Below are 11,990 nucleotides of genomic sequence, written 5' to 3' on the forward strand. Positions count from 1 at the left end.
TAAAAGTAATTCATTGACATGGAAGGCATACTTTCATACAATGAAGTTAGTAAGATTCATGCGTGATGGATCTACAGTAGTACAGAGCGGTTGGGTGGCCCCCAATCGCTTTTTTATTTACCCTTTTTGATTGTTGAAATTAAAAACACCACCTAGATGGCGAGTCTAAGTGGTGAAAATAAATTTTTTACAGCATCATTCGGAAAAAACGATAAATTGTATCGACTAGACGAAAAAGATCAGTCACATAGCGAAAAATGGCGAGTTTTTCGTTACGCTTTTTTTCCGAAACAGCCTTAGCCTTTTCTTTGCGTGATGGATAAGACACAGTAGTACACCTCCTTTACAAAAGGAGTCAGCTGGATGCTGCTTTTCTATTGTACCATGAAATATTGAAGAGAATATTACTGTTTTTAATAGAAAATTATATAAAAAAAGCGTCAAAAACCGGCAAGAAATTCTGCGGATTTTGACGCTTTTTTTTATTACGGAAGTTTTTACATAAGTCCACTTTTGTAGATGGTAAGAGGATACTTTTTTGCTTTAACGCACCGACCGTAAAACCCACCTATAAATGTAAAGCATTCTTTCATGTAAACTGGACGACATACTGGACGTTTTAGGAAGCTAAGAACACCCACTAGTGTCAACCAGTATGTATCAACAATTCAGCTAGCTCCATTTACATCGTTCCGATCTGTTCAGAAAACATAGCCATGGTCAATTGGTTCTATTCGTTTTTTAAAATAACCGCTGTAATCATATTCGGTAAGTTATATATATATAATAACGGTTGGCTACTCAATAAGCATTTATACCCATCGATTATAAAAACAATATAAATTCACATTGATTCAAATGACTTATTACACTCGAATTTTAGTAGGTTTAATGATATAGTTTCTAAGTTGCAAATACTATCTTGAGTTGTGTTTTAAAGTCGATATTATAGGTCAAATGGGAATTTAATTTTTGGGTGAGAAATCAGCCGGAAATTTACTAATATAGTAACTTACATATGTATCAGATTAAAGGCAACTCAAAATAAAAAATGAGGAGTTTATTATGTTCAAAAATATGACGTTCTTTAAACGGAGCATGCTATCAACGGTTTCAGGGATTATACTGATTAGCATTTTTTTAATTGGAGTTAGTTATTTTATCCAAGGTAGCCTTTTAAAGGATCAGTTAAGAAGCCAAACAAAAGCCATTTCAGAATCATGGTATGAGCAAATGGAAGGCTCGGATATTGCAGACTTAACGAAAAACCCGGATATCACAAGTAAAACACATGTGGAATATACAGATATGTTCGATAAAATGAGCGAATACAATCCTTCTGTATCACATGGTTATATTTTTGGCACTGAATTAAGCGGTGCGAATGGCAATGAAACATCATTAATTTCTTTTGATTCAGAATTATGGGAAGCCTTCTCTTCTGAGGGGATGGTCGTTGGTGATATGTATGAACAACCGGGCTTAGTAGTGGAGGGACTTAAAAAGTTAAAGGAAACCAATGAACCGCAATTTACTGAAGTATACAGCGATGATTTTGGTACATGGTTAACATTTATGTATCCAATCTTTGATAGTAATAATGAGCTGTTTGCTTACTATGCAATTGATGTAGATGCATCTAGTATCAATAAAGGCCAAATGGATTTATTGAAAATGTCGCTTCTTGTTTTAGCGGTATTACTTGTTCTATTTATTTTTGCTCAGTATTTTGTTATCAAAAAGCAATTAAAGCCACTGCAATTCCTATTGGTTGGTATTAATAAAGCAAGCAATGGTGACTTGAAATCAGATTTACCAGAAGGTACAGATGAATTAGGTACAGTCAACGCGAGCTTCAACAACATGATCGGATCCCTGAATAACACGGTAAGCGGGGTAAGTGATTCAGCATCCAGCCTGAAAGCAGGTGCTATGGACTTAGAAAGTTCGTTCAAAGCGACGTACGAATCATCGGAAAAAATTACGAACTCAGTAAACAGCATGCAAGTAACTTTAAAAGGTCAAGAAACCTCAATTGAAGAAGCAGCATTTTCTATGGAGGATATGTCTAAGCAAGTACAGGATATTGCAACAAACGTGTCTGATGTTTATAGATATTCTGAGGAAGTAATGTCATTTACTGAAAACGGCAAAGAGTTAACAGATAAAGTTTCAAATCAAATGGAATCCATTAATGTGGATGTTGAGGAATCGAATAGAACGATTCAAACTTTAGTACAACTATCTGACGAAATCGGCTCTATTTTAACTGTAATTAATTCAATTTCAAGTAATACAAATTTACTTGCATTAAATGCAAGTATTGAAGCCGCAAGAGCTGGCGAACATGGTAAAGGGTTTGCGGTAGTGGCTCAAGAAGTTAAACAGCTATCTGAACAATCCGCGCAATCTACAGAAGACATTCGAGAATTAGTGAATCGGGTACGCACATCGGTTCGAGAAACTGAAACGGTTATGTCTAGCATTCAAAAGGAAGTTTCAGCAGGTAAGGAATTAACTGTAGAAACAAGTGAAATGTTTAATAAAATTCTTAATTTCAACAATGATATTTCAGCTAAATTACAATCGGTCTCAGGGTCGGCAGAAGAAATATCGGCAGGTGTAGAAGAAACAACCGCTATGATGGTTACTCTTTCTTCTAATGCCAAAGAAATTTTAGAAGGCTACGAGGGTATTGTTGAAAACATTGAAGATCAGCAAACGGCTCTAGGTACAATCGGCGGTATGTCAGAGAAGTTAATTAATACTTCTGAGCACTTGGAAGATATAGTTAGCCAATACAATAAGTAAAAACAAACAGGGGATTCTTCAAAGAATCCCCTGTTCAAAATAAATAACTTTTACAGCGGTCAAGGAGAGAAAAACATAATGAATACCATTTTAAAAGAGTTTAAGAGTGTAGTTGCGCGTTTCAGCGATTCAGCAGCTATTAAAGAAGGCCAAAAAACAATTACATATAAAGAACTAAACGAAGAATCAAATAAAATTGCCAACCATTTAAAAGAAAATGGTTTGCAGAAAGGGGAATTTGTCAGCATTTACTTGAAGCGCAGTATGGAAACAGTCATCTCAATCTTAGGGATTATTAAAGCGGGCGGTGTGTATGTACCACTTGATCCTACACATCCGGTAGAGCGTAACAAGTACATTATTAACGATACAAAATCATCGAACATTATCACAAGCGGAAATCTTTTAAATAGCATCCAAGGGATGGTAACAGAAAATACGAATTTCTTGTTAATGGAGAACCTTAAAAATTTAGAACACGTAAATATCGAGTTCACAGATGATGATATTGACGATTTAGCATACGTTATTTATACTTCCGGAACGACGGGCAATCCGAAAGGAACTTTAATCCGTCAGCGCGGCGTAATTAATTTAATGGACTACATGTTAAAAGAATGGTCGATAACAAATGAAGATATTATTATGCAGTTTGCTACATACAGCTTCGATGCTTCCATTTTAGATACGTTTGCCTCTTTATATAGCGGTGCCACATTGTACTTGATTGACGACGCGGAGCGTATGTCAGAAGAAGGTTTTTTATCAGTAATCCAACGTGAGAACATTTCTATTATCCCGGCGATTCCAACCGTATTCTTTAATCGCATTGTAAACTATGTGAACGAGCGAAATTTAGACATTTTCAAAGGTGTAAAAATCGTAGGTGTTGCAGGTGAATTATTAACAGGTGATTTAGCTCGAAAGTTCAAGTCAAGCATCGGGGAACAAATTCGTTTCTTTAATTTATATGGACCAACAGAAACTACAGCGATCGTAACGTGTTATGAAGTGCCAAACAACTTGTCTGAGGCTGTATTTAGTGTGCCGATTGGTGATGATTTACCGGGTACAAAACTTTATGTAGTCAGTGAAGAAGGAAAAGTCTGTGAAACAGATGAAGTAGGAGAACTTTGGATTGCTTCGGAAGGGATTTCTTTAGGCTATTTAAATAATAAGGAAAAAACAGAAGAGGCATTTATTAAAAATCCTTTTGACGAGAATATTTATGGCGGAATGCTGTATAAATCAGGCGATTTAGTAAAACGCCTGGCTGACGGTAATATTGAATTTGTTTCTCGAAAAGATACGCAAGTCAAAATTCGCGGCCATCGTATTGAAATCGCTGAAATTGAAACACGAATGAATGAAATTGACGGAATTAATGATGCAGTAGTCGTCGTTGAAGTTATAGACGGCGAAAAAACATTAAAAGGGTTCTTCACATCGGATGAAGAGTTAGCGTTCAATTCTATTGTTGAAAATTTAAAAGTAACATTACCAAGCTATATGATTCCATCGAAACTTAAACAAATCAAGGATATTCCTTTTGCGCCTACTGGTAAAGCAGACCGTAAAAAGTTAGAGCTGCTTGAAGCAGATCCAGTCGTATTGCTTAAAACAGGTGAGATTGTAGAACCGCGAAATGAGATTGAAGCAGATATTTTAGCTGCATGGAAAGCCGTTTTGGAATTAGAAAACATCGGTGTAACGGACGATTTATTTGATATTGGTGGTCACTCATTAAAAATTATTGCGATTTTATCAAAATTAAAAGCAAAATATAGCACAATTTCTATTAAAGATTTCTTCGATTTAAAAACAGTTGAAAATTTAGCGGCTAAGGTGCAAGCCGATGCGATGTTAGGTGCTCGTGAGTTTAAAAAGGAATTTACCCAGCTTACTGAATATCCGAAAATGGCTGTTACTGAAAGATTACCTGAAGTTGAAACAGTGCTTGTAACGGGTGCTACCGGCTTCCTTGGCAGTCACATTGCCGACAAGCTTGTACAGGAAGGAAAAAGAGTGATTTTGCTTGTACGTGGAAAAGATGCAGTTAAGCGTGTAAGCGATACAGTGAAATATTTCTTCAACAAAGAGGTTTCTTCTAATATCCTTGTATTAAAAGGTGATTTAACTGAAAAGTATTTAGGATTAAAAGAAGAAGAATTTAAGGACTTAGCAGCACGCATTGATGCTATTATTCATAGTGCGGCTGATGTACGTCACTTTGGGGATCGAGAGCATTTCGAAAAAATCAATGTACAAGGTACGCAAAATATCTTTGAATTAGTAAATGTAAACCCAGCAATCGTATTCCACCATATTTCGACTGTTGGTGTTGTTGAAGATTTACTGGCAGAAGGAAAATGGGGTTTATTAGAAGGGACTACTGAAATGCCAGAAGGTTTATCCGTAGAAAGTGTGTACACGGATACTAAGATGATTGCGGAAAAGTGGATATTAGACAAGGCTAAAGAAAACAAACAAGTTTTTGTTTACCGTATGGGGAATTTAGTAGGTCGTTATAGTGATGGGAAATTCCAAAGCAATATTGACGCAAATGCCTTTTACCGTATGTTAAAACTAATGATTCTAGGCAAGAAGGCTCCGAAAGTATTATGGAAAGTGGATTTCACACCAATTGACTTTGCATGCGAAGTAGTTGTAAATTCCGTACTTAAAACAGATAATTCTCAGCGAGTGTATCATGTAAGCCATCCAAACCCAATTACCTTTGAAGAATTAATCGCCGTTTTAAATGATTTAGACTTCGATATTACAATGATTGAACAAGAAGAATACAACGCCTATATTCTAAGTGACGAAATGAGCGAGGAAGTTAAAAACTTAGCGGTTGCTCAACTTGACGGTGACGGTGCAAACGATTCAAACGCTGTCTATGACAGCAATAACACGATGCAGGTACTCGAGCTTACAAACATTCCTGTATTGAATAAAGAGTACATCGGTAAATTAATTAACCATGCTATTGCAGTCGGTTTTATTAAAGAAGCAGTTATGGCTTAAATGTAGGATTTAGAGCAATCAACTTCTTATAACTAAATGATTGGAGCACCGATTTTTATGTCTTTTCTAACATGAAATCGGTGCTTTTTTTGTTCTGAAATAGAGAACATTTCTTTTAAGTGTTAATATACACAATACTGTAGGGGCCATTGCCTACTTTTTTATTGGAGTGAAGCGAATCCTTGGATATTTATATTATTGAAGATTGGAAAAATAACGTGAATACTGATGAGCCTAAAGGCAATTGGGCATCAAACCTTATTGAGAGTACATTTAATATTCGAATTCGAAAAGATGAAAGGGGCAAGCCTTATATAATCGGTGAAGAAAAATTTATCAATTGGAGCCATACAGAACGGTTTTTAGTAGTTGCAATCAGTACAATCGGGAATATTGGGATCGATGCGGAACAATTGATAATCCCTTATGAGGAATCATTATACGGTTGGATTTTACATGAACAGGAAAAAACCAAATTGAACGCGGGCACTCTGTTTTCAGAAATTTGGACGAGGAAAGAAGCAATTTTAAAATATACAGGCGAGGGCATTCATGAAAATATGTGTGAATTAAATAGCTATGCTCTTGATTACAATATTTCTTCATTTACATTTAACAACCTTTCGATTAGCGTGTGTTATGAAGATTGTTCAGACGTTTTGAAATTATATGCTCAATAATCCTTAATCATTTGGAGTAAATAGTAGATATATAGAAATCAGCCTCTAACACTGTTAGAGGCTGATTCGTTTATCCTCAACTCGTCAAAGTAAGGAAGGTTATTTTAGTGAGAAATGTCTTGTACAGAAATACCTGTTTGAGCTTTTACCTCAACTTCACGGTATTTCAGATCATTTCTTTCTTTAGAAATTAATGTACCGATAAATCCGCCTAAGAAGCCAAGAGGTACAGAAATTAATGCCGGGTTCGTTAACATAATTAACGGTTCACCAACAAAGATTGCTTTACCTTCCACCGGATTCCATACGTTTGGAGATACGGCAACTAAAATTAATGCAGAGATTAAACCTGTTAACATTGCTGTAACAGCACCTGATGTGTTGAAACGTTTCCAGTAGATTGTGTAGATAATTACCGGTAAGTTTGCTGATGCCGCAATACAGAATGCTAATGATACTAAGAATGCTACGTTTAATGTTTGAGCACCTAAAGCTAATAGAATCGAAACAATTGAGATAATAATTGAACCGATACGAGCTGCTTTAACCGCTTCTTTTTCAGTAACTTTACCTTTTTTAATAATTTGGCCGTAAATGTCATGTGATAGGGCAGATGCACCCGAAAGTACTAAACCTGCTACTACCGCTAAGATTGTCGCGAATGCTACCGCACACACGAATGAGAATAGAATGTCGCCACCAAGCGCTTGTGCTAAAAGTGGGGCAGCCATGTTACCTGCCGGGTTCGCCGCTACGATTTCGTCTTTACCAACGAATGCTGCTGCACCGAAACCTAGGAAAATCGTTAATACATAGAATAAACCAACAATCCAAGTAGCCCAAATTACTGAAGAACGAGCTGTTTGTGCGTCTTTTACTGTGAAGAAACGCATTAAGATGTGTGGAAGACCTGCTGTACCAAGTACTAATGCCATCAGCATTGAAATTGTATCAATACCATTTGTATAACGTAAACCTGGATTTAAGTAAGCTTCACCATGCTCAGTTACCGTTGTCATTTGAGTAAACATAGTAGCGATAGAGAAGTCGAATTTTGCTAATACTAAGAATGAAATAATAACAGTACCTAACATTAATAGACATGCTTTAATGATCTGTACCCAAGATGTTGCCGTCATACCACCGAATAATACGTAAATTGTCATCATGACACCAACTAAAAGTACCGCCATCCAGTATTCAATACCTAACAGTAATTGAATAAGGGCACCTGCACCTACAAGCTGGGCAATCATGTAGAACAATACAATTGTAATCGTAGATAATGCTGCTGTACCACGAACTTTTGCTTTATCGAAACGAGCTGTAATCATGTCCGCTAATGTGAAACGGCCTAAGTTGCGTAATGGCTCTGCTACGATATATAAAACTACTAAATAGGCTACAAGGTAACCGATCGAGAAGAAGAATCCATCGAAACCGAATAATGCAATCGAACCGGCGATACCTAAGAATGATGCTGCTGATAGATAGTCACCAGCAATCGCCAGACCATTTTGCCAGCCCGTTAAACCGCCGCCAGCTGTGTAGAAGTCCGATGCACTAGATGTACGTTTAGACGCCCACCAAGTAATGACTAAAGTTAAACCTACGATTGCTACGAAGAAGAATATCGCTGTAAAACTCATTTGCTTTTACCTCCTTCATATTCCGCAATAATTGCTTTGGCTTCTGCGTCATATTTATTAGCACGTGCTACATAGAAGTGAGCTAATCCCCAAGTCATTATGAACAAACCTGCTGAATAAAGCCAAACCCATGTAATATCACCAATCGCTTTTTGATGTAAGATTTCTGTAAACGAAGTTAAGATTGGTAATAACATATAAAGTACTAAAAAAATTGCGGTAATCGACCATAAAAATGAATTCTTTTTTCTTGCAAGTTGCCTGAAAGATTGCTGCGATGCAATTCTCTCATAATCAATAATCGGCTTTTGATTATTCCCCATAAACATTCCCCCATTTGTGATAATTATTACTGCTTAATGTACGTAAAATTCTACTTTTAGGATTTTACATTTTCATTCTATTTTAGCTGTAACAAAATTGCAACACTTTTTAAATAAATTATGTGGAAAAATTTACTGCAAAAATAAGTTTAATAGAGAAAAAATAATACATTAAGGGGAGAATGTTAAAATGTTATATTTTGGGTAATTGAAGGAAAGGTATATGTTATATGGGTTTGAAGGGGTCTAAACATTAAAGTATTACAAAAAATCAGAAATTTAATTATAAGAAAATATTATTCGTTTCTATAAGTAAAAGTAATATTTAAAAAATAATTTATTTTACAAAAATATGAATTCAGTATATTCAAAAAGTTATATTCATGAAAAAAATGGTATAAAAAAGCAAAAAACTGTCCGAAAATAGTAAATATTTTCGAGACAGTTTTCTATCATTCTAATCTATTCATCTAACATTCTAATCTATTCATCTAATTTACTTTCTTATCATAATTAATGAGAAACATCTTGTACAGAAATACCTGTATGTGCCTTGACGCGGATCTCTTTATAAACACGTTCTGACTCTGCACGTTCCACTTTATGTGCTGTTAATATAGAACCTAAATAACCTGCTAAGAAACTTAAAGGAATCGTAATAATGGCAGGTACTGCTAAGTTCACGAGTGGTTCGCCTACGAAAATCGCATTTCCTGTAGGACTCCAAATGTTAGGGCCTAGCGCACCTAATACAAGACAAGATACTAAACCGGTAACCATTGCTGCAACCGCGCCGTTTGCATTGAATTTCTTCCAATAGATCGTGTAAAGGATAACTGGTAAGTTCGCCGAAGCCCCGATACAAAATGCAAAGGATACAAGGAATGAAACGTTTAAGCTTTGCGCAAATAATGCCAAAATGATAGAAACAATTGCAATGGAAATCGAACCGATTCTAGCTGCTAATACTTGTTGCTTTTCTGTTAATTTCCCGTCTTTAAGAATCTCACCATAAATGTCATGCGAAATCGCTGATGCACCTGTTAATACTAACCCGGATACAACCGCTAATATAGTAGCAAACGCAACCGCACAAATAAATGATAATAATATATTGCCGCCTAAAAACTCTGCCAATAACGGGGCAGCCGTGTTACCCGCAGCATTTTCTGCGATGATTTTATCAAACCCGACGAAGTGCATTGCACCAAAACCTAAGAAGATTGTCAGCGAGAAGAAAATCGCAGTAATCCATGTTGTCCATGAAATCGATGCACGCGCCGTTTTCGCATCTTTTACCGTAAAGAAGCGCATTAAAATATGTGGTAAACCTGATGTACCGAGCACTAATGCAAGCATCATCGAAACCGAATCGATTGTAGATGTATACTTCATACCAGGTACTAAATACTCGTCACCGTAATTTGTGCTAACCGTATCAAACATTTTCACTAAACTAAAATCAAACTTCGAAAATACTAAAAACGCCAATAATGTTGTACCGAACAATAATAGACCTGCTTTAATAATCTGTACCCAGCTCGTTGCCGTCATTCCGCCGAACAGTACATACGTCGTCATCATGACCCCTACAATTAAAACAGCCATCCAATACTCAATACCGAATAAAAGCTTAATTAACGCGCCCGCACCAACCAATTGGGCTATCATATACAAAATTACGATAATGATCGTGCCTGTAGCAGCTACACCGCGAATCCGTTTTTCATTAAAACGCGCTGTCAGCATATCAGCCAAAGTATAGCGTCCTAAATTACGCATCGGTTCTGCTATTATATATAGTAGAACTAAATTTGCAACGACATATCCGACAGAAAAGAAGAAGCCGTCAAAGCCTGTTAATGCTATCGCTCCGGAAACCCCTAGAAATGCAGCTGCCGATAAGTAGTCACCGGCAATGGCAAATCCATTTTGCCAACCTTTTAAACCACCGCCAGCTGTATAGAAATCACTTGCTGAAGAAGTTCTCCTAGCCGCGATATATGTAACGATCAAGGTTAAACCGACGATACCAATAAAGAAACCTGCTGAAACAAGATTCATCGTTATGCACCTGCCTTTTCATATTCTTGTAAAACGTCAGCTGCAGCTTTATCAAATTTTGATGCCATTTTTACGTAGAGTGTACATAAAATAATGGTCATAATGAATAGGGCAAGCGAGTAAACCCATACCCACGTAATATTGCCGACAGCTTTCTGTTGTAACACAGAAGTGAATGCCAGGATCGGTAATAAGAGGTAAAATGTCAAAAATGTTATAGTTATTCCGAATAAAAATGTGTTTTTCTTCTTTACAAACTGATTAAATGTTTCCATGCGATCGATTTTATCATAGTTAATACCATCGCATTTCGCTGAGATTTTGTTATCTAATTGACTCAACGGAATTCCTCCTTATGAAAAATTATTCTGTTTTAAACGGCATATTACGCTTTGGACCCGTTAATAGTACTCATTGTAAGAGGGTGGAGAATATAATGCAATAACATTTTTTCTGAAAACTTGGAATGTTTAAAAAGGGAATGAAGTAGAATTATCAAGTTTTAAGGAGATAAAATAGAAGGAGTGGTGTTTTAAATTTACAGTAGATTATTATTCAAGAAAAAGAAAGTAAAGAAAAACATATTTTAGATAGAATTTAAATTACATGAAGCACAATATTATATTTCGCTACTAAAAATATTTGTAGTTTTCGCTTTTTTTAAGCAATCCAGCAAATTGTACTATAACACAAAAGTGATAGTAAAAATTTGATATACTTAACATGTAAAAATTTTTATTTAACCTATTGATTTAATTTGTAGAATAAATCGATTGTAATTTACAAAAATTGAAAGTTAAATATTAATATTTTGACTATGTGTTAGAAAAAACCCGGGATATTATAAATAAAGAATCAAAAAAATATTAAAATGGAGGGACAGTATGTTGAATTTGAATTCGAAACGATTAACTTTTGAACGGTATTCAGATAAGGATCTTGCGTATGTTATTGAGCTTGTTTCGGACCCATTTATGATGAAATATATTGGAAATGGACATATAAAAGATGAACAGTATGCAATTCGTTTAATCGAACGGATGAAGGAACAGTACCGTAATTTTGATGATTATGGGTTACATAAATTAATCCATCGTCAAACGGGCGATTTTATCGGTCATGCGGGGCTTGTTGCACAAGTTATTGATGATACATTTGAAATTGAGCTTGGGTACTGGATTAAACGCGCTTACTGGGGACAAGGCTATGGATTTGAAGCAGCTCAGGCATTGGCAAAATATGCAGATGAAGAAATGTGGCTGCACCGTTATATTTCAGCGATTCAAGTAGGCAATGAAGGATCTAAAAAGATTGCATTAAAAAACGGAATGCAATTGGAGAAATTAATTGAAATGGACGGGAAAAAGGTTGAAATATATGTTAAGCTCAATTCATTTGAAGAAGACCCAACGGAAGCGTTATAAGAGGAGTAT

9 protein-coding genes are annotated in these 11,990 nt (G+C 35.8%); 4 read left to right on the forward strand and 5 right to left on the reverse strand.

Features of this window, described 5'->3' with window-relative positions; all coding sequences use genetic code 11:
• Positions 1 to 187: 187 nt before the first annotated feature.
• Positions 188 to 328: a hypothetical protein gene (locus MHH37_RS09660; protein ID WP_014823877.1), complete on the reverse strand. Its 141-nt coding sequence runs from the start codon at positions 326 to 328 to the stop codon at positions 188 to 190.
• Between the two features lie 737 nt (positions 329 to 1,065).
• On the opposite strand from MHH37_RS09660, the gene MHH37_RS09665 reads away from it, so the two are divergent.
• From MHH37_RS09665 to MHH37_RS09675, 3 genes are all read left to right on the forward strand, one after another.
• On the forward strand, positions 1,066 to 2,811 hold the full coding sequence (locus MHH37_RS09665) for a methyl-accepting chemotaxis protein (RefSeq protein ID WP_342576082.1): 1,746 nt from the start codon (positions 1,066 to 1,068) through the stop codon (positions 2,809 to 2,811).
• 78 nt (positions 2,812 to 2,889) lie between these two features.
• Positions 2,890 to 5,841 carry an amino acid adenylation domain-containing protein gene (locus MHH37_RS09670; RefSeq protein ID WP_342576083.1) on the forward strand — a complete coding sequence of 984 codons (2,952 nt, stop codon included), beginning with the start codon at positions 2,890 to 2,892 and terminating at the stop codon, positions 5,839 to 5,841.
• A 182-nt stretch (positions 5,842 to 6,023) separates the two neighbouring features.
• Positions 6,024 to 6,521 carry a 4'-phosphopantetheinyl transferase superfamily protein gene (locus MHH37_RS09675; RefSeq protein WP_342576084.1) on the forward strand — a complete coding sequence of 166 codons (498 nt, stop codon included), beginning with the start codon at positions 6,024 to 6,026 and terminating at the stop codon, positions 6,519 to 6,521.
• 104 nt (positions 6,522 to 6,625) lie between these two features.
• Here the strand turns inward: MHH37_RS09675 and MHH37_RS09680 are convergent, their stop codons facing one another.
• The 4 genes from MHH37_RS09680 to MHH37_RS09695 all read right to left on the reverse strand — a co-directional run bounded on the left by MHH37_RS09680 (position 6,626) and on the right by MHH37_RS09695 (position 10,898).
• Positions 6,626 to 8,170, reverse strand: coding sequence for a sodium/solute symporter (locus MHH37_RS09680; RefSeq protein ID WP_008408775.1), 1,545 nt, complete (start codon positions 8,168 to 8,170; stop codon positions 6,626 to 6,628).
• Complete coding sequence (locus MHH37_RS09685; protein ID WP_342576086.1) at positions 8,167 to 8,493, reverse strand: DUF485 domain-containing protein; 327 nt, start codon at positions 8,491 to 8,493, stop codon at positions 8,167 to 8,169. The genes MHH37_RS09680 and MHH37_RS09685 overlap by 4 nt, the downstream gene beginning before the upstream one ends.
• A gap of 513 nt (positions 8,494 to 9,006) precedes the next feature.
• Positions 9,007 to 10,557: a cation acetate symporter gene (locus MHH37_RS09690; protein ID WP_014823874.1), complete on the reverse strand. Its 1,551-nt coding sequence runs from the start codon at positions 10,555 to 10,557 to the stop codon at positions 9,007 to 9,009.
• A gap of 2 nt (positions 10,558 to 10,559) precedes the next feature.
• Entirely contained in the window at positions 10,560 to 10,898 is a 339-nt protein-coding gene (locus MHH37_RS09695) for a DUF485 domain-containing protein (RefSeq protein WP_342576089.1), read from the reverse strand.
• Between the two features lie 543 nt (positions 10,899 to 11,441).
• Here MHH37_RS09695 and MHH37_RS09700 point away from each other — a divergent pair.
• Positions 11,442 to 11,981 (forward strand): GNAT family N-acetyltransferase, encoded by a 540-nt coding sequence (locus MHH37_RS09700; RefSeq protein ID WP_342576090.1) that lies wholly within the window; start codon positions 11,442 to 11,444, stop codon positions 11,979 to 11,981.
• The last annotated feature ends 9 nt before the right edge of the window (positions 11,982 to 11,990 follow it).

This window comes from Solibacillus sp. FSL K6-1781 (assembly GCF_038630735.1).
GTDB lineage: Bacteria > Bacillota > Bacilli > Bacillales_A > Planococcaceae > Solibacillus > Solibacillus silvestris.